Origin of the sequence: Pseudotabrizicola sediminis (assembly GCF_004745575.1) — a bacterium.
In the GTDB taxonomy this organism is placed as follows: Bacteria; Pseudomonadota; Alphaproteobacteria; order Rhodobacterales; family Rhodobacteraceae; genus Pseudotabrizicola; species Pseudotabrizicola sediminis.
This window is the reverse complement of sequence record NZ_RPEM01000008.1, coordinates 71,069-89,580: the sequence shown is the minus strand read 5'-3', so window position 1 is coordinate 89,580 and position 18,512 is coordinate 71,069. Positions and strand designations below refer to the sequence as shown.

Sequence of the window (18,512 nt, the reverse complement as noted above, 5' to 3'; positions counted from 1 at the left end):
GGGGCCGCCGGCCATCACATCTTGCGGATGTTTCCATGTTTGACGTTCTGACCCCGCTCGCCCATGCGGCGGGTGATCTTGCCCTGAGCCACTTTGGCAACCTGTCGCAAGCGGCCATCAGCGCCAAGGGACCGCTGGATTTGGTCACTGAAGCTGACCGTGCGGTCGAGGCCTTGATCGTCGCCGGGCTGCGCGCGGCCTTTCCGCAAGATGGTATCTTGGGCGAAGAGGGTGGGATGCTGCCGGGCACGTCCGACCGGATCTGGGTGATCGACCCGATTGACGGCACGTTCAACTTTGTCCGGGGTGGCAGGCAATGGGCGGTGTCGATCGGGCTGTGGCAGGCGGGGGTGCCGGTGGCGGGCATCATCCACGCCCCGGCGCTGGGCCTGACGCTGGCGGGCGGTGCTGACCATGCGCCCACGCTGAATGGCCGCGTCCTGCCCCCGCTGACCACCTATCAGCCAGACCGGGCGGTGGTGGGTGTGGCCCTGGGTCGCGCCATGCCGGTGGCCGGGCGCATCGGCACGCTGCGCTATCTGGCCGGGGATGCCGGGGTGCTGTTCCGTTGCTGCAATGCCTCCACCATCGCCCTGCTGGAGCTGGCGACCGGCGAGGTGGACGGCCATGTCGGCTGTGGCGAAAGCGCGTGGGATGTCATGGCGGCCTGGCCGATCCTTTTGGCGCTTGGCGCGACATCCACGCTGGACTGGCACCAGACCCCGCTGGACGCAAAGCTGCGCTATGTGATCGGCAAGCCTGCGCTGGTTGAGGCGATTGCGTCACTGGGCGCGCCGATGGTGTGATCCGGGGCAATTCATTCGCAGGTCAAAACTAATTTAGTCAACAATACGTCTCTCGTCGAACATGCACTTGCATGTATTGCAGCAGCGCGCCAGCCGCAGGCCAGAAGGGCCGCCGCCGAAAGGGCGCTGCGCGAGGGCCGGCCATACCTTGCTTCAGCCACCTGCACAGGTGACATGTATCGCCAAGTCCCATACACCGGGGCAAAGAGCTGGCACCGAGGCTGCCGCGATGAAAAAGGACCCGCCAATGATCTTTGACACGCATCTGCATCTCGTGGACCGCAGCCGGTTGTCCTACCCTTGGCTGACGGGCGCCCCGGCGCTGGATCGCGACTGGAACTATGAGGATTATGAGGTCACCGCCCGCCGCATCGGCATTACCGATGTGCTGCATATGGAGGTGGATGTGGCCGAGGCCGATATCGAGGCGGAAACCGCCTTTGTGGCCGAGCTGATGCGGCGGCCGGGCAGCCTGATCCGCGGGGCCATCGCTGCGGCCCGGCCCGAATCTGCCGGGTTTGCCGACTGGCTGGAGCGGGCAGACCTGACTGTGGTCAAGGGCGTACGCCGGGTGCTGCATGTGGTGCCTGATGCGGTGTCACAAACCCCGCTGTTTCGCGACAACATCGCGCGTCTGGGCAAGGCCGGACTGCCGTTTGACATCGTAATGCTGGCGCGGCAACTGCCGCTTGCTGTCAATCTTGCCGATGCCTGCCCCGACACTGTCTTCGTGCTCGACCACTGCGGCGTGCCCGACATTGCGGGCGGGGCGTTCGACGCTTGGGCCGCTGCCATTGCCGGACTGGCCCGCCGCCCGAATGTGATCCTGAAACTGTCGGGCATCACTGCCTATACCGGCGGCAGTTGGACGCTGGCCGGTTTGCGCCCGTGGGTTGACCATGTGCTGGACCAGTTCGGCCCCGACCGCATGGTCTGGGGCTCTGACAGCCCGGTCTGCACCCTGCATTCCGGCCTTGCCGAATGGGTTGCCACCAGTCAGGCGCTGCTGGCAGAGCTGACGGTTGCCGAGCGGAGTGCGATCCTGCACGCGAACGCCTGCAAGATCTGGGATATCGCGCAGCGGGACAGGCTGTCGGCGTGACGGCTGCGGCAGGCTGTCTTCCAAGGCAGGTGACAACCTCTTGCATTGCAGCGAAGTCGCGATCATGCAGTCAGACATGACCCAAAACCCAGATTCCGCGCCCATCTCGCCGCCCGCCCTCGGATGGTCTGCCTTTTTTGACGATCAGCTGAGCGCCGGGGAGCAAAGCCTTGAACGCATGCGCATCGCCACGGTTCACCGTGCCCGGGTGACGGCAGTATCTGATGGCGACCCGGTGCGGCTGTCGATGTCGGCGCAGGCCAGCACGGCCGATTATGCGGTCGGCGACTGGGTGCTGGTTGACCCGCAGACCCGGCTTTTGCTGCGGCGGCTGGACCGCAGGTCGGTGCTGCAGCGCCATACCGAAGGCGCGCGCGCGCCGCAGCTGATTGCCGCCAATGTCGACACGCTGTTCATCGTCACCTCGTGCAACGAAGATCTGAACCCTGCCCGGCTGGAACGCTATCTGGCCTTCGCGAACGAGGCCGGAACCAACCCGGTGATCGTGCTGACCAAGGTGGATCAGGTGCCTGATGCGGCCCCCTACATCGCACAGGTGGCGGGGTTACAGCGCGGGCTTGCGGTTGTGGCGTTGAACGCCCAGTCCGCACAGGCCGCCGACCTGCTTGCGCCGTGGTGCACGCCGGGCCAGACCGTTGCCCTTGTCGGCTCATCCGGGGTGGGGAAGTCATCGCTGCTGAACACACTGGCCGGGAAATCCGGCGAGGACGCGCAGGAAACCGGCAGCGTCCGCCTGTCCGATGCCAAGGGGCGGCACACCACCACGGCGCGGTCGCTGCATCCGATCACGGGCGGCGGCTGGGTGATCGACACGCCGGGCATGCGGACGCTGCACATCAGCGACACCGCTTTCGGGCTGGACCGATTGTTTGCCGAGATCACCGAGCTGGCCCCCGCTTGCCGCTTTCGCGACTGTACCCATGCGCATGAACCCGGTTGTGCCGTGCAGGCCGCCATCGCTGCCGGCACGCTGGACCCGGCGCGGTTGGAGCGTTGGCGCAAACTGCAGGACGAAAACTGCGCGAACACCCCGGTTCAGTCCGGCCCGCGTGGCAACCGGACCACAAAACTGCCGACAAAACGCCGGTGATCGGTTGGGGCCGCACGGCGGGGTGACAGGCCTTACAGGCTTTGGCGGATGCGCAGGGTCGGGGGCAGCCGGATTGTGAAGGACGCTGCGGTTTCGCCCGCGATCCGGCGGGTCAGAAGATCCAACGACGCGCGGACAGTCTCAACCACCGGGTTGGCAACCGTCGTCAGGCTGAAGGGCTCCCACGCCGCTGCCGGAATGTCGTCGAACCCGCAGATGCCCACGTCTTCGGGCACACGCAGGCCAAGGCGGCGGGCGGCGGCAACGGCCCCGATGGCCATGGCGTCGTTGCCGCAGACGATCGCATCGGGGCGATCCGGCCCGGTCAACAGGGCCAGTGCCTGCACCATGCCGCTGTCGGTGCTGTAATCGCCGGAGCGCATTTCGGTCAGCGACCGTCCATGCCCCGCCAATGCCGCCGTCAGCCCGTCAAAGCGCTCGACATTGGAAAACGTATCCGCCCGCCCGCCGATCCAGGCAATGCGGCTGCGGCCGGTGGCAACCAACCGGTCCGCGACCATGGCCATTCCGGCCCTGTTGTCGCAACAGACCGAATCTGCCCCGCCACCATCCAGCACCCGGCCGACAACCACGATCGGCGCGCCATTGGCCGTGCAGCGTTCGGCCAGCTTCTGGTTCACCGATCCGGCGGCGATCACGGCACCATCGACCTGATAGGCCAGCGCATGATCCAGCGCCGGTTCAATCTCTTGCCCCGGCGACACCGGCACCAGGAGTGGCCACAGGCCCCGGCTGCGGATGCCTTGCGACAGGATATCCAGAAACCAGCTTTCGTAAGGGCTTGAAAGCGACCCGACCACCACGGCAATCAGCCCGGTGGCCCCCCCGGTCAGGCTGCGTGCCATCAGGTTGGGCCGATACCCCAGATCATCTGCCACCGCGAGGATATGGGCACGTTTGTCAGGCTGGATACTGGCCCCTTCGGTAAAGGCCCGCGACACGGCAGAGCGGGAAACGCCCGCCCTGGCCGCCACATCATCTGCCGTCACCCGCATGCCGCCCCCGAGTGAAATGAACTTTGAACGCGATTTCAACATAGACATATGCTTGTTACATATCAAGTCTAATTAGCCTTGACACAAAGGATGAAGATGACAAATCATGAATGCACACGCTTTCAAAACCGCGTCGGGGGAGGACGATATGGGAGTTGAGGCGCTGGCGCTGCATGGCCTGTCCATTCGCTTGGGCGGGGCGCAGATCCTGCATGATGTCACCCTGAATGTGCCAGCGGGCAGCTTTACCTGCCTGCTGGGTCCGTCAGGCTGTGGCAAGACCACGTTACTGCGATCCATCGCCGGTTTTGCGCCGCCTGCATCGGGCGATATCCGCTTGGGCGCGCGGTCCATTGCCGATCTGCCGCCGGAAAAGCGTGGCACGGCGATGGTGTTCCAGTCCTACGCGCTGTGGCCGCATATGACGGTGGCGGGCAACCTGACCTATCCGCTGAAGCTGCGCGGCATTGTCCGCGCCGAGCGGGACGCGCGGGCCGAGGCGTTGCTGGACATACTGGGTCTGTCGGGCTTCGGTGCGCGCAAGGTGGGCAGCCTGTCGGGCGGCCAGCGCCAGCGGGTGGCGCTGGGCCGGGCGCTGATCATTGATCCGCCGATCCTTTTGCTGGACGAGCCGCTGTCGAACCTTGATGCCGCGATCCGCCGCAATTTGCGCGGCGAATTGCGCCGCCTGCAGCAGCGGCTGGGAATCACCACGATCATGGTGACGCATGATCAGGAAGAAGCCCTCGCCATGGCCGATACCATCGTGCTGATGCGCGCGGGCCGCGTGGTGCAGGTCGCCGCCCCGCAAGACCTTTATGCCCGCCCCGCCGATCTGGATGCCGGTCGGTTTCTGGGCGTGGACAATATGCTTGCCGGCCGCCCCGATGATCCGGTGGCGGCGGCAACGCTGGGGTTTCGCAGCATGGATGCGCGCATCCATGCCACGGCCCCGCAAGACGCCCTTGTCCGGCATGGCACGGTTCTGGACTGTGCCTATACCGGCGGGGGCTATCACCTTCAGCTGCAAAGCGGAGCCGAGGTGATTTCAGCGGTCTCCGGCGTGCCAGTCACGCCGGGATCGCAGGTGTGTGTCGCTGTGCCGACCGCATCGCTTATGGCGTTCGGGGCGGACCAGATGTTGCTGCCGAACGGATCCCCACCCATAGCGGAGACTGTCCAATGAAACGATCAATTGTTCTGGGAGCGGCCTTTTGTGCCGTCCTGAGCCTTCCCGTTGCTGCCCAGACCCTGAATGTGGTCACCGCGGGCGACACCAATATGGTGGATTACATCAACGACTACCTTGGCCCCTTGTTCGAGGCGCAGAACCCCGGCGTGACCGTGCGCGCGCTGGGTACCGGCCCCGGCGATGGCGGCTCTCAGGCGCTGTATGAAAAGCTGTCCGCGCAAAAGGGCAATGATGTCTGGGATGTCGATGTCGGCGTCGTTCATCAGCGCATGGCCGGGCAGATGGTGGCCGAAGGCATGTTGCAATCTTACCGCGACAAGACCGCAACCAGCGCTCTGGTCACGTCGGGCAATGCCGAAAATGCGCTGGGCATGAACGTGGGCGGCTATGTGATGCCGATGTTCCAAAGCCAGATCGCCATCGCCTACAACCCGGCGCTGGTCACCACGCCACCGCAAAGCTATGCTGATCTGGTGGACTGGGCACAGGCCAACCCCGGCCAGTTCGGCTATAACGGCATCACCGGCGGTATGGCGGGCGTGGGCTTTGTCTTTGGCTGGATGTATGCGTTTTCCGACATGTCCGAGACGCTGCGCAACGGCCCGTTTGACGCCGCTGCAACGGAAACATGGGGTCCGGCGCTGGAAAGCCTGAAAGCGTTCAACGCGGTCGCCACCATCACTGCGGGCAATGCGGGCACGCTGGATGCGATGAACCGCGGCGAAATCGCCATGGGTCCGGTCTGGATGGACATGTTCTACACCTGGGTTGCCGATGGCCGCCTGAACCCGGACCTGAAACTTCTGATCCCCGCGCCGGGCATGCCCGGTCAGCCGATGTACTACGTCGTGCCGGAAAAGGCCGCAGAGGCCGAGCTGGCGGTGAAGTTCATCGAATTGGCCACCTCGCCCGAAGTGCAGGCGGAAGGCATCGTGCGGCGTTTCAACTGGTTGCCGGGCATTGACGCCAATGCGGTCAAGGAAAACCTGACGACCGAGGAGTGGGACGCTCTGTTCACCGACGTCTCGCCCGATGTGCTGGCCGAACGGGGTCTGTCGATGCCGCAGGCCGACTACTTCCGTGCGATCCTTGAAACCTATGAACGGCAGGTCGCCAACTGACCGATAGCTGATCATCGACCGGGGCGCGGCCATACCGTCGCCCCGGCCCTTTCTGTTTTTGCCGAAAGTCTGCGCCTGATGTCCACAGCTGATGCCTCACCACCCGCATTGCGCGGAATGCTTCCCGGTTTGTTGCTGATTGCCCCTGCGCTTTTGGCGATTGCGCTTTTGTATGTGGTGCCATTGGCCCGATCGGTGATTTTTGCCTTTGTGGATGAGGGCGGCGGGCTGACCACGGCGCATCTGCGCACCGCAGTCGAGCTTTATGGCCGCGATGTCGTGTTCACGGTGCTGGTGGCGCTGGCCTCGCTGATCCTGATCTCTGTCGTGTCGATTGCCATTGCCGGATACCTGACGCTGGGTGCCACCCCTTGGGCGGTGACGGCGCTGCGCTGGTTGTATCGCTGGCCCTTGTTCATTCCGTTCATCGTGGCGGGGCAGACCGCGCGCAGCTTTCTGGCGCGTAACGGGCTGATGAACGGCCTGCTGATCGATTCCGGGCTGATGGACCCTGCGATGGCGCAAAGCCTGCTGGACTGGCGCGGGCTGGTGCTGACCTTCGCATGGAAACAGGTGCCGTTCGTCACCCTGCTGCTGGCCGGGGCCATGGCCTCGATTGACCGGTCCACCATCGAGGCCGCGCGCAACATGGGGGCAGGGCGCTTTCGTTGCCTGATCGAGATTGTGCTGCCGCAGGTGCGCGGCACGCTGCTGGTGGGGCTGATCCTGTCGCTGGTGACCATCATGTCGGTGCTGTCGGTGCCGATGATGATCATTGCCGGAAACCCCACGATGATGACGTCAATGATGGCGCATCGGGTGACCTATTACGGTGATTATGCTGTGGCCAATGCCCTGGGGCTGTTTTCATATCTGATCACTGCCGTGGCGGCCTACGCCTATCTGCGGATGACCCTGACCCAGCATACAGAAGGGGCACGCTAAGATGGCACTCGCAACCCTTGCCCGGCGCGGAGCCGCAAATCTGCTGCCCGCCGTGATGATCGGCCTCTGCGCCTTTGTGGTGTTTGGCCCGCTGACCAACCTGTTCCTCTGGGCCTTTGCCGAAAAGTGGTTCTTTCCGGCCCGCTATCCGACCGAGTACGGCTTTGATTTCTGGCAACGCGTGTTCCGGCCCCGCGCGGGGGCCTGGACCTCGCTGTTCAATTCGGTCTGGATCGCGCTGGCGACGGTGGGGCTGTCGATGGCGCTGGCCGTGCCTGCGGGCTACGCGCTGGCGCGGCTGATGCTTCCGGCGCGGGCCTTCATCATGCTGATCTTTCTGTTGCCTCAGGCCTTCCCCAGCCTGCCGATCTTTGTGAACATCGCCCACATGTTCTACGGTCTGGGGCTGAACGGCACCTATACCGGGGTGGTTCTGGTGCATTCGCTGCCCGGGCTGGTCTATGCGGTCTGGATCGCCACCGCCGCCTTTGGTGCCGTGGACCGCACGATGGAAGAAGCCGCCCGAAACCTTGGCGCGGGGCCGATGCGCACCTTCCGGGACATCACCCTGCCGCAGGCGTTTCCCGGTCTGGTCGCGGCGTCGATCTTCGTGTTTCTGGACAGCATCGACGAATTCACCGGCACATTCTTTGTCGGCACGCCCGACATATCAACGCTGCCGATCCTGATGTTCAATGCATCCATGGGCGGCAACTACCAGATCGCCTCGATCACCGCGCTGATCCTGCTGGTGCCGTCCATCGGCTTCATGCTGGTGATCGAGCGGTTCCTGAAAGCCGACGTGTTGTCGCGGATAGGAAGGTGACCGACATGCTGATCGCACATCTTTCCGACCTGCACATTTCCGCAGGCCCGCCCGAAACCGCCCCGGTGCGGCGCGATGCGCCCGATATGGCCCGGCTGGTCGTGGCCGATCTCATGGCGCTGCCGCAGCGCCCCGATGCCGTGCTGATCACCGGCGATGTTGCGGATGGCGGATCTGAGGCCGATTACGCTTTGGTGCGGCAGATCCTTGCGCCATTGCCGATGCCGGTTTTCGTGGTGCCGGGCAACCACGACCAGCGCGGCCCGATGCGGGCGGCCTTTGGCACCACGGTCCCTTATGCCGCGCCGGATACTCTGCAGTTTGAGGCACAGCTGCCCGGCGTGCGCATCATCGGGCTGGACAGTTTGGTGCCGGGCCGGGTTGAAGGCAGGCTGGACGCCGCACAGCTTGACTGGCTGCAAGAGCGTCTGGCCACCGGCACCGACCCGGTGTTCCTGATGCTGCATCATCCGCCGTTTCCCACCGGAAATGCGCATTGGGATGCATCTGCCCTGCGCGACGGGGGAGAGAGGCTGGGCCAGATCCTGCAGGCCAGTCCTGCGCCAGTGCGCCTGCTGTGCGGGCATGTGCATCAACCCTTTCACACGCAATGGGCCGGGTGCTATGCGTCCGTCGGGGGCAGTCCGGCGTTCCAGTATGGCTTTGGCTTTGACCAAGACGCAGAGCCTGCGCTGACCGACGGCCCCTACGCATGGTGGATGCATCACCGCCGGGAGGGCGGCAGTTTTGCAGTGCATCCCCGGTGTCTGGCCCTGCCTCCGCGCGATGACCTGCCCTGAACGCCCGCCCGTTCTGCGCGCGACCCCATGGTCTTCAAGTGGCACCGGCAGCAGGCATTTTCCGCGGGTGCCCCCGGGTTTTCCTGTCGTCGGAAACAAGCATACCTAGACCTTCAACACCGCCGGGTGGTATGCTGACACACGTGATTGCAACTTCCGGACACCCTACACCCCTAAAGACCGCCAAGTCTGCGCACCCATAAGGCCAATGATCCACGACGGCACCATACAGCCGTGCCTAGCCGTGACTGACAGCCTGGCCGCTGACCACCGGGTCAGCGACGACCGCCGCGGCGCTCAGTTCCTGGCCTGCCCGAATCAGGCACTCACGGGGTGAGGCCGGGGCAAGCCAACAGACGCCAGGTCAGCGGATCACATGGACCGAACATTGCGCGTGGCGCACGACCCTGCCGGCCGTGCTGCCCAGAAAATAATCCTGCAATCCCGGTCGGTGCGACATCATGACAATGCAATCCACCTGATTGGCTTCTGCATATTCCAGAATCGTTTGCCCCGAATGCCCGTCGATCAGAACGCCCACGCCGTTTTCAAACCGCGCGGCCACCCCTTCCAACCGTTCACGGATGGCCACTCTCAGAGTGGCGTCATAGTCCTCAGGAATGTATGACAGCGCGTAGCTCGGGATCATCTCCTTCACATGCAATACCGTCACCTTGCCGGCGGGCGACAACAGCAACTTTGTGGCCTGCAAAGACCGTTCCGGCGCATCATCCGTGTCAAAGGCCACGGCAACCAGAATATGTTGATACATTTCATCCTCCCAAGTGTCACTTTGTGCAGTTTTCCAGATCGAAGCCAGCCGCGCATTGACAAGGATCAATCACATGCGCAGCAGCCGCGTCATCAGGTTTGGCGCTCAGCCTCCTTAAGCGCGCGCTGCAACCGGCGGATCAGGGCGGCGCGGGTCTTTTCGTCCGGGCTGGCCAGAAGGCCCTCATTGATCTCCAGCAGAAGACGCGAGACGTCGTTGTGCCAATCAAGGTGCGCAACTTTTTCAGGCGAAAGTCGCGGTGGAGTCGCCGACGCAAGGCTTTGAGCGCCGTCTGGCGTCAGCACAAAGCCCTCATCCAACTTCGGCTGCAAGACACTGTCCACCGCGACAATTCCATCCAGTCGCGCCGCAAGCCCTGCCATCGCGGGCTCTTCGCCATGAACAAGAAACATCTGATGCCGGATCGGCAGCCGCTCCTTGATCCAGTCGCGCAATTCAGTGCCGTCGGCGTGACCGGAGTAAAGGTCAAGCGACCGGACCCGGGCGCGCACGGCAAAGTCCTCGCCCTGGATGCGCACCGATTTCGCGCCGTCCTGCAAGATGCGCCCCAGCGTGCCCACCGCCTGAAAGCCGGTGAACAGAACGGTGGCCTCGTCACGCCACAGCCAGTTCTTCAGCCGGTGCCGGATGCGCCCTGCGTCGCACATACCCGAGGCGGCGATGACGATGTGAAAATCCTGCAGCCGGTCAAGTGCGATGCTTTGCTCGCGCGTTTCGGTGAAGTGCAGGTGGCGTGATTTCAAGCCCTGCATGAGCACCGCGCCTTCCTCCAACTCTTTGTGATGCTTGGCGAAGACGCGCGTGGCCTTGGTGGCAAGCGGGCTGTCCACATAGATCGGGATCTGCGGCAGCGCCCCTTCGGCGATCAGGCGGCCCAGATCGCTGATCAGTTCCTGCGCGCGTTCTACCGCGAACGACGGAATCAGCAGCGCCCCATGGGGATGCATGGCCGCGCGCACTTCTTCGCAAAGCATTTGGCGGCGGCGGTCGGCGGTGGCGTCGATGCGGTCGCGGTCGCCGTAGGTCGACTCGCAGATAAGATAGTCCACGCCGCTTGGGCCTTCGGGATCGGGGTGCATCAACTTGTAGTCTGGTCCGATGTCCGCCGAGAAAAGGATGCGCAGCGGGCCACCCTCGGCCTGCGCCAGTTCGACCTCGACCGATGCAGATCCCAGCAGGTGCCCTGCGTTCCAGAACCGCGCCTTCAGGCCGGGCAGGACGGCAAACCAGCTGTTGTAGGGGTGCGAGCAGAACTGGTCGAGACAGGCCGCTGCATCCGCGCCGGTATAGATCGGGCTAACTGAACCGCGATCGCGTCGGGCGGCGCGGCGGTTGAACTGTTCAACCTCGATCTCCTGAATATGCGCACTGTCGGGCAGCATCACCCCGGCCAGATCGGTTGTGGCAGGCGTCGCGTGGATCGGCCCCGAGAACCCATGTTTCACCAGTTTGGGCAGCAGGCCCGAATGATCGATATGCGCATGGCTGAGGATTACAGCTGCAATCTTCTCGGGCGCAAAGGGGAAGGGACGGTAGTTCAGTTCCTTTTCGGTTTTTGATCCCTGAAACAACCCGCAGTCGATCAGGATGTCTCCGTGATCGGTTTCCAGCCGGAAACAGGACCCTGTCACCGAACGGGCCGCACCGTGAAATGTCAGGCGGGGGTGGGGCATGGCGTTATCCTGTTGTTGGTTTCAGGGTCAAGGCTGCATCACATAGCCGCCGGGGGCGGGGTAAAGCGGGGCAAGACCCCTATCCGGGGCCCCGGTTGCAGGGGCATCCGCCAGACCTCCGCCCTGCGCCTTGAGCCAGTCCGCCCAAGCCGGCCACCAAGAGCCGGACTTTGGCTTGGTTTCTGCCAGCCAGGCGTCGGGGCCGATATAATGCGCCCCTGCCGGGCGGTGCGAGAGGCGGTAGTGGCGCCCCTTGTGGCCCGGTTCGCTTAGGATGCCGGTGTTGTGCCCCCCCTTGGTCAGCACAAAAGTCAGATCACTGTCGGTGAACAGCTTGGTCTTGTAGACCGACCGCCATGGCGCGATGTGATCGGTTTCGGTGCCGATCACGAACAGCGGCACCGACAAATCCTTCAGCGCAATGACCCGGCCTTCAACAGCAAAACGCCCTGCCGTCAGCCTGTTTTCCAGAAATAACCCGCGCAGATATTGCGAATGCATACGCGCAGGCATCCGCGTGGTGTCCGACAGCCAGACGCCAATATCGGTCGGCACATCCTCGCGCCCAAGAAAATAGCGCTGAACGGCGCGGGTCCAGATCAGGTCTTCGGCCCTGATGGCAGCAAAGGCGCGGGCCATCTGCGGGCGGTCGAGATAGCCCTGTTGCCACATCAGATCTTCCAGAAACGCCACCTGGCTTTCATCGAGGAACAGGAGAAGCTCACCCGCCTCAACGAAATCCACCTGCGCGGCCATCAGCGTGACCGAGGCAAGCCGGGTGTCGTGGTCACGGGCCATCGTTGCCGTAGCAATCGCCAGAATGGTGCCGCCAAGGCAATAGCCGACCGCCTGAACCTGCGTCTCCGGCACGACGGTCGCCACCGCATCCAGCGCGGCCATCACCCCGCGCTTGCGGTAATCCTCCAGCGAAAGGTCGCGGTGCTCGCTTTTCGGGTTGATCCACGAAATCATGAAGACGGTGAAGCCCTGCCCAACCAGATAGCGCACCATCGAGTTTTCGGGCGACAGATCGAGGATGTAGTATTTCATGATCCAGGCCGGAACGATCAGGATCGGGCGGGCGTGGACCTGCGGTGTCTGCGGTGTGTACTGGATCAGTTCGATCAGATCGTTGCGGTAGACGACCTGACCGGGTGTGCAGGCCAGATCTTCGCCGATCCGGTAGCCTTCGGGGGCCGGATCGCGTTGGCCGGTCAGGGTTTTCATCGCGTCATGCGCAAAATGGGCCGCCCCCTCGGTCAGATTGCGCCCGCCCGTCTTTACCGTTTCGGCAATGATCTCGGGATTGAGATGCGGCGCGTTCGAGGGCGACAGCACATCTAGCGTCTGTCGGGCCAGAAAGCGGGTGCGCTCGGCGTCTTCAGGGCGCAGGCCACGCATAGGTTCGGTGGCGTGGTCCCACCAGTCCTGCATCGCCAGAAACCCCTGCTGCCACAGCTGGAACGGCGGCTTCTGCCAGCCTTCATGCTTGAAACGGTGGTCATAAGGCTTTGGCTCAAAGGGCGGTGCACTGCCGGGGGTCGTGGCCAGCGCCATCAGCTTCAACAGGTTGCGCTGTGCGTGTTCCGCCAGTTCCATCTGACGGCCCGGGGCGCGGGCCAGATGCTGCGCCCAGTCACTCCATGCCTCAAGGAAGGCATGGGTCGAAACACCCCCCGAAAGCCGCGCCACAGCGGCCCGGGCCGCGCGGTCAAAGTTCTGGTGCGGATGGTCGGCTGGTTGTGAAGTCTCAATCACGGCCGGAAGCCCGGCACTCACCAACGGGGCGCTGGGCTGAGGTTTCTTCCGAGTGGGAGGAGCCATCTTGACCTCTTTCCTTGTGAACAGGAGGTGCATTCAGCCGAGCAATTCGCTCGGCCGTGCCGGACGTGATCTTTTTCACCGGTGCCGGATACCTTTTCTGATCCAGACCGGCCCGAGCAACGAAGCACAAACCAACGCGTAATCTGCCACTGACTTAGGCGATGATGATCACGGGTCGATTCGGTTCTGTCCTTGATTCAGGTCATTCAGACCCGCCGGATCGGCGCAACGCAGTCTGCAACGTATACCTCAAACCGGGCGCTTTGCGTTGATCTGCGGACCTGCGGCCTGCGCGCCGTAGTGCTCGATCCGTTCGGCATGTTCGGCAACCCGGTCGAGCCAGCGCAGCGCGTCGGTTTCGCGAAACACCTCCACCGGGCTGATCATGCCGGCATGTTCGCGCAACAGCGCCCCGCGCCGGTGCCGCAGCGCAAGGCCCCGGATGTGGGCGAACAGACGGGCAGCCTGACCTGCCTTGCGCGGTTTGGCAAGGGCTGCGGCAATGGTCCGGGCAGGTCGGGCCAGTCGCGGGTTGTCGGCCAGATGGGCGATACGGGTATGTTCTTGGCTGCGCGCGGCCAGCCGGGTGATGTGGTCGGTCAGATGCATCAGTGCGGCCATCCGGCTCAACAGCTCTGGCCGGTCTGGCGGAACGTGCAGCCGCGAAAGCCAAGTTTCCAAAGCCTTGCGGGCGGGCACTACCTGGCCTGGCAGCGCGGCCAGCGGGCGCAGATCGCGTGCGTGTTGCGGGGCAAGTGCGGCCTGCAATGCCTGCCCGATGGCTTCGGTGATGGCCGTCGCGGTGCGCGCGGCGGCATCCAGCGCGGTACCGCTGTCAGCCAGAAGCTGCGGGTCCAGCGCCATGGCCAGGGTTACCGGGCGGTCCGGCACCAGCCGGATCACCAGCGCCGCGAAGGGCTTTGTCAGCGGCAGGAACACGGCCGCCCCAAACAGGTTCAATCCCGTGTGGAACAACACCAGCGCGGTCTGATCATCCGGCCCGGTGTTCAGGGTGTGCAGCAGCGGCACCAGTACAGCGATCAGCGGCAACGCCAACATGGCCGAGACGAGATTGAACAACAGGTTGGCAAGGGCTGCGCGCTGCATTTCGCTGCCGCCGCCCAGACTGGCCAGGAAACCTGTCAGGGTGGTGCCGACGTTCATGCCCGCCACCATTGCCGCCGCCTGCCCAAAGCTGAGCGTGTCCGCCCCCAGCAGGATCAGCGTCAGCGCGATTCCTGCCGACGAACTTTGCATGATCGCCACGAGCACCAGTCCAATCGCCGCCATCATCAGCCGTCCGGTCCAGGTGTCTTGGGGCAGCCAGTCAGGCGTGATGTGCGCGTTCACCCCCGCAGCGGCGGCCTGCATCAGGTCCAGCCCGATGAACAGCAGCGACAGGCCCGCCAGCATCCAGCCCACCCGCGCCACCTGTCCTTCGCCAAGGACCCCCATCAGGGACGCTGCAAACAGGACGGGCAGGGCAAGCACACCCAGCTTCAGCTTTACCCCGACCAGCATGATGATCCAGCCGGTCATCGTCGTGCCGATGTTGGCGCCGTAAATGACGCCCAGCGATTGCGAAAAACCGATCAGCCCCGCGCCGACAAAGCCGATGGTCATCACCGTGACAGCCGTTGACGACTGGACGACAGCGGTAATGCCTGCCCCGGTCAGGACGCCGCGAAAGGGGGTGGATGTCATGCGCAGCAGCCAGCGCCGCAACCCCTCACCGGCAAGCGACCGCAGGGCCGATGTCAACGTCTCCATCCCGAACAGGAAGAGCCCGATGCCGCCCAGAAACCCCAGAAGTCCCCCTGTCATGGATCGACCGCGCAGCAGGCCAGCCGGCGCCGCAGGTCATGCCGACGGGACATCAGAGATCGTTTCTTGATTTCTGCCATCCTCTTCATCCCCGGAAGCCCAGTCTGATCTGCTTCTCGATTTCGATTATTGCAAAGAAGGCTACGCCGACGCCGATGATGAGCAGGCCGTCGCGGAACGGCACCGCTTCGGTCCCCAGAACAGCCTGCAGGGGCGACAGGTAGGTGACACCGAACTGCGCGGCGGTCACCGCGACGACCACGGTCCAGACCACCCGTGTTCCGCGCACGGCCGCCCATGTCAGCGAGGTGCTGTGGATGTTGCGGATGAAGAAGAGCTGGAAGATCTCCAGCACCACCAGCGTGTTCATCGCCATCGTCTGGGCCAAGGCCAGCGGATAGCCCTTGCCGATAGCATAGGTGAACACGCCGAAGACCGCAGTCAGAAAAAGCAGCGCAACCAGAACGACGTGCCAGACCAACTCACCCGACAGGATGGGCGCATGTCGTGGGCGCGGCGGGCGGGTCATGGTGCCGGCCTCGGTCGGCTCGAAGGCCAGCGCGAGGCCGAGGGTGATGCCGGTGATCAGGTTGATCCACAAGATCTGCACAGCCGTGATTGGCATGGCAAGGCCCAGAAGCAACGCCAGCACCACCACCATCGACTCGCCCGCATTGGTGGGCAGGGTCCAGCTGATCACCTTCTTGAGGTTGTCGTAAACGGTTCGACCTTCGCGTACCGCAGCGGCAATGCTGGCAAAATTGTCATCCGCCAACACCAGATCGGCGGCCTCTTTTGCCGCTTCCGACCCTTTCAGCCCCATGGCGATGCCCGCATCGGCCCGCTTGAGCGCGGGCGCGTCATTCACCCCGTCGCCCGTCATCGCAACCGCCAGGCCATGCGCCTGCAACGCGGTCACCAGCCGCAATTTGTGTTCCGGGCTGGTGCGGGCAAAGATGTCGACATCCGCCACTTCCAGCGCCAGTTGGGCATCGTCCAGCTTGTCCAGATCAGCGCCGGTCAGCACACGGTGCGGGTTGGCCAGCCCGATCTGTGCCGCAATGGCGGCGGCGGTTCCGGCATGGTCCCCGGTGATCATCTTGACGCGGATGCCCGCGGTCCGGCACTCGGCAACGGCGGCGATGGCTTCGGGGCGGGGCGGGTCGATCAGGCCGACGAGGCCAAGAAAGGTCAGCCCGCCTTCGAGGGTCGCGGGATCGATCCGGTCCCCTGTCCCGGCCCGCTCGGCCAGTGCCAGAACGCGCAAACCCTGCCGTGCCAGCTGTTCGGCCCGGTGGTGCCAATGGGCATGATCCAGCCCTGCGCACATCCGCAAGACCCGCTCGGGCGCGCCCTTCACGTGGATCAACCGGCCCTGCGCGCCTTCGGTCAGCACCGCCATGAAGCGGTGGCGGCTGTCGAACGGGATCGCATCCAGCCGCCGCTGTCCACGATCGCTGCCGACCTTGCCTGCAAAGGCCAGCAGCGCGCCTTCCATCGGGTCGCCCTCGACCGTCCAGACCCCGTCCTTGCAGTGAAGGGCGGCGTCGTTGCATAACGCTGCCGCGCGGGCGAGCGGAACCAGATCCCCTGCCGGGGTGATGGCGCCTTCGGGCGCATACCCCTCGCCATCGATGGCAAAGGCACCGTCCGCTGTCTCCGCTGCGGTCACCACCATTTCGTTGCGCGTCAGGGTACCGGTCTTGTCGGTGCAGATGACCGAGACTGAACCGATCGCCTCGATTGCAGGCAACCGGCGCACGATGGCGTTCCGCCGCGCCATAGCCTGCACGCCGATGGCCAGCGTGATCGTCATCACTGCGGGCAAGCCCTCCGGGATTGCCGCCACTGCAACCCCGACCACAGCCATGAACAGGTCTGCAAAAGGCATGTGGCCAACGTAGTAGCCCCACACAAGCAATAGCCCCGCCACCAGCAGGATCAGGACCGACAACCAGCGCGCGAAATGGTCGATCTGTGCGACCAGGGGGGTGGTCAGTTGTTCGACCCCAGCCAGAAGCCCGCCAATGCGGCCGATCTCGGTGCCCGCGCCTGTCGCCACCACCAGCCCGCGCGCGGTGCCTTGAGTGACCAGCGTACCCGACCACAGCATTGACCGGCGGTCGCCAAGGGCGGCATCGGTGGCAACCGGGGTCTGGCCTTTTTCCACCGGCACGGATTCGCCGGTCAGGATCGCCTCTTGCGCCGCCAGCCCTCGGGCCTCGATGACCCGCAGATCAGCGGGCACCTTGTCGCCAGCTTCCAGAAGAACGATGTCGCCCGGCACAAGATTGGTCCCGTCCACGGAAACCCGCCGCCCATCGCGCAACACGGCGGCCTTCGGTGCCAGCATGCTCCGGATTGCCGCCATCGCCGCCTCGGCCTTGCCCTCCTGGATGAAGCCGATCACCGCATTCGCCAGCACCACCGCCAGGATCACGCCGGTATCGACCCAGTGCTGCAGGGCTCCCGTCACCACAGCAGCACCGATCAGCACATAGATCAGCACATTGTGGAACTGCCGCAGGAAGCGGACCACTGGCCCCCGCGCCCGCACTTCGGGCAATCGGTTCGGCCCATGTTCAGCCAGCCGCCGCGCGGCCTCGGGCGCAGTCAGGCCATCCGGGGTGGCGTCAAGACCGGCAAGGCAGTCGGCGGCAGGGGTGGCGTGCGGGTCGGTCAGGCCCATCATCGCGCCGTGTAACCGCCGTCGATGACGATTTCGGTGCCGGTGACGAACTTTGCTTCATCCGAGGCGAGCCAGACCACCGCCCAGGCGATGTCGTCAGGTTCGCCCATTGTGCCAATGGGATGTGCGGCCCCCGCCGCCGCCTTTGCCGCCTCCAGATCAGGGGCGGTGGCGCGCAGGTGGTTTTCGACCATTGGCGTCCAGATATAGGCTGGGTGGATCGAGTTCACCCGGATCTTTTCGGACGCATAGGTGATGGCGTCGTTCTTTGTCATCAGGCGCACCGCGCCCTTGGAGGCATGATACGGTGCGAGGCCGCCGATGCCGATCAGACCTGCAATCGACGACAGGTTGATGATCGACCCCTTTCCCGCTGCGCGCAGATGCGGGATCGCGTGTTTGGTGCCGAAGAAAACGCCCTTGACGTTGACAGCCTGTACAAGGTCCCACTCGGCTTCGGTCACCTGATCGGTGGGCTTTGGGCTGCCGGAAATACCGGCGTTGTTCACCAGCACGTGCAGGCCGCCGAACCGGGCGGCTGCGGCGTCGATGGCGGCTTTCATACCGGCCTCGTCCGTCACATCAACCGGCCAAAAGGCGGCCTCGTGGCCCGCAGCCGTCAACTCGGCGGCAAACGCCTTGCCCTCGGCCTCCAGCATATCAAGGATGGCAACCTTGGCACCTTCTTCGGCCATGCGGATGACACAGGCCCGGCCGATGCCGACGGCACCCCCGGTCACAATGGCGGTTTTGTCTGCAAGTCGGTTCATGATGTTCTCCTTTTGGCTGT

Annotated in this window: 15 protein-coding genes; 8 read left to right on the top strand and 7 right to left on the bottom strand. The window is 64.3% G+C overall.

What is annotated here, in order from left to right; translation table 11 throughout:
* Positions 1-35 precede the first annotated feature (35 nt).
* The 3 genes from EEB11_RS12790 to rsgA all read left to right on the top strand — a co-directional run bounded on the left by EEB11_RS12790 (position 36) and on the right by rsgA (position 3,019).
* Positions 36-806: an inositol monophosphatase family protein gene (locus EEB11_RS12790; protein ID WP_135431963.1), complete on the top strand. Its 771-nt coding sequence runs from the start codon at positions 36-38 to the stop codon at positions 804-806.
* A 247-nt stretch (positions 807-1,053) separates the two neighbouring features.
* Positions 1,054-1,908 (top strand): amidohydrolase family protein, encoded by an 855-nt coding sequence (locus EEB11_RS12785; RefSeq protein ID WP_135431961.1) that lies wholly within the window; start codon positions 1,054-1,056, stop codon positions 1,906-1,908.
* 76 nt (positions 1,909-1,984) lie between these two features.
* The gene (gene rsgA, locus EEB11_RS12780) at positions 1,985-3,019 is read left to right on the top strand and encodes a ribosome small subunit-dependent GTPase A (protein ID WP_210134419.1); all 1,035 of its coding nucleotides are present in this window, start codon (positions 1,985-1,987) and stop codon (positions 3,017-3,019) included.
* A 32-nt stretch (positions 3,020-3,051) separates the two neighbouring features.
* Here the strand turns inward: rsgA and EEB11_RS12775 are convergent, their stop codons facing one another.
* Positions 3,052-4,077, bottom strand: coding sequence for a LacI family DNA-binding transcriptional regulator (locus EEB11_RS12775; RefSeq protein WP_245298897.1), 1,026 nt, complete (start codon positions 4,075-4,077; stop codon positions 3,052-3,054).
* A 64-nt stretch (positions 4,078-4,141) separates the two neighbouring features.
* Here EEB11_RS12775 and EEB11_RS12770 point away from each other — a divergent pair, with 64 nt between their 5' ends.
* The 5 genes from EEB11_RS12770 (at position 4,142) to EEB11_RS12750 (ending at position 8,919) form a co-directional block, all read left to right on the top strand.
* The gene (locus tag EEB11_RS12770) at positions 4,142-5,221 is read left to right on the top strand and encodes an ABC transporter ATP-binding protein (protein ID WP_245298896.1); all 1,080 of its coding nucleotides are present in this window, start codon (positions 4,142-4,144) and stop codon (positions 5,219-5,221) included.
* On the top strand, positions 5,218-6,348 hold the full coding sequence (locus EEB11_RS12765; RefSeq protein WP_135431957.1) for an extracellular solute-binding protein: 1,131 nt from the start codon (positions 5,218-5,220) through the stop codon (positions 6,346-6,348). Before EEB11_RS12770 ends, EEB11_RS12765 begins: the two co-directional genes overlap by 4 nt.
* Before the next feature lie 78 nt (positions 6,349-6,426).
* Positions 6,427-7,293: an ABC transporter permease gene (locus tag EEB11_RS12760; RefSeq protein ID WP_135431955.1), complete on the top strand. Its 867-nt coding sequence runs from the start codon at positions 6,427-6,429 to the stop codon at positions 7,291-7,293.
* Position 7,294: 1 nt separating this feature from the next.
* Positions 7,295-8,119 (top strand): ABC transporter permease, encoded by an 825-nt coding sequence (locus EEB11_RS12755; RefSeq protein ID WP_135431953.1) that lies wholly within the window; start codon positions 7,295-7,297, stop codon positions 8,117-8,119.
* 5 nt (positions 8,120-8,124) lie between these two features.
* Complete coding sequence (locus EEB11_RS12750) at positions 8,125-8,919, top strand: phosphodiesterase (RefSeq protein ID WP_135431951.1); 795 nt, start codon at positions 8,125-8,127, stop codon at positions 8,917-8,919.
* A 364-nt stretch (positions 8,920-9,283) separates the two neighbouring features.
* Here EEB11_RS12750 and EEB11_RS12745 read toward each other — a convergent pair whose 3' ends face one another.
* The 6 genes from EEB11_RS12745 to EEB11_RS12720 all read right to left on the bottom strand — a co-directional run bounded on the left by EEB11_RS12745 (position 9,284) and on the right by EEB11_RS12720 (position 18,492).
* Complete coding sequence (locus tag EEB11_RS12745) at positions 9,284-9,691, bottom strand: universal stress protein (RefSeq protein ID WP_135431949.1); 408 nt, start codon at positions 9,689-9,691, stop codon at positions 9,284-9,286.
* 92 nt (positions 9,692-9,783) lie between these two features.
* A complete protein-coding gene (locus EEB11_RS12740; RefSeq protein ID WP_135431947.1) occupies positions 9,784-11,385 on the bottom strand; it encodes an MBL fold metallo-hydrolase RNA specificity domain-containing protein in 1,602 nt (533 codons plus the stop codon).
* Positions 11,386-11,412: 27 nt separating this feature from the next.
* Positions 11,413-13,143, bottom strand: a complete 1,731-nt coding sequence (locus tag EEB11_RS12735) for a PHA/PHB synthase family protein (RefSeq protein ID WP_245298895.1) — start codon at positions 13,141-13,143, stop codon at positions 11,413-11,415.
* Between the two features lie 315 nt (positions 13,144-13,458).
* Positions 13,459-15,033 (bottom strand): Na/Pi cotransporter family protein, encoded by a 1,575-nt coding sequence (locus EEB11_RS12730; protein ID WP_135431943.1) that lies wholly within the window; start codon positions 15,031-15,033, stop codon positions 13,459-13,461.
* 85 nt (positions 15,034-15,118) lie between these two features.
* On the bottom strand, positions 15,119-17,722 hold the full coding sequence (locus EEB11_RS12725) for a cation-transporting P-type ATPase (protein ID WP_135432140.1): 2,604 nt from the start codon (positions 17,720-17,722) through the stop codon (positions 15,119-15,121).
* Positions 17,722-18,492 (bottom strand): SDR family NAD(P)-dependent oxidoreductase, encoded by a 771-nt coding sequence (locus EEB11_RS12720; RefSeq protein ID WP_135431941.1) that lies wholly within the window; start codon positions 18,490-18,492, stop codon positions 17,722-17,724. Before EEB11_RS12720 ends, EEB11_RS12725 begins: the two co-directional genes overlap by 1 nt.
* Positions 18,493-18,512 lie beyond the last annotated feature (20 nt).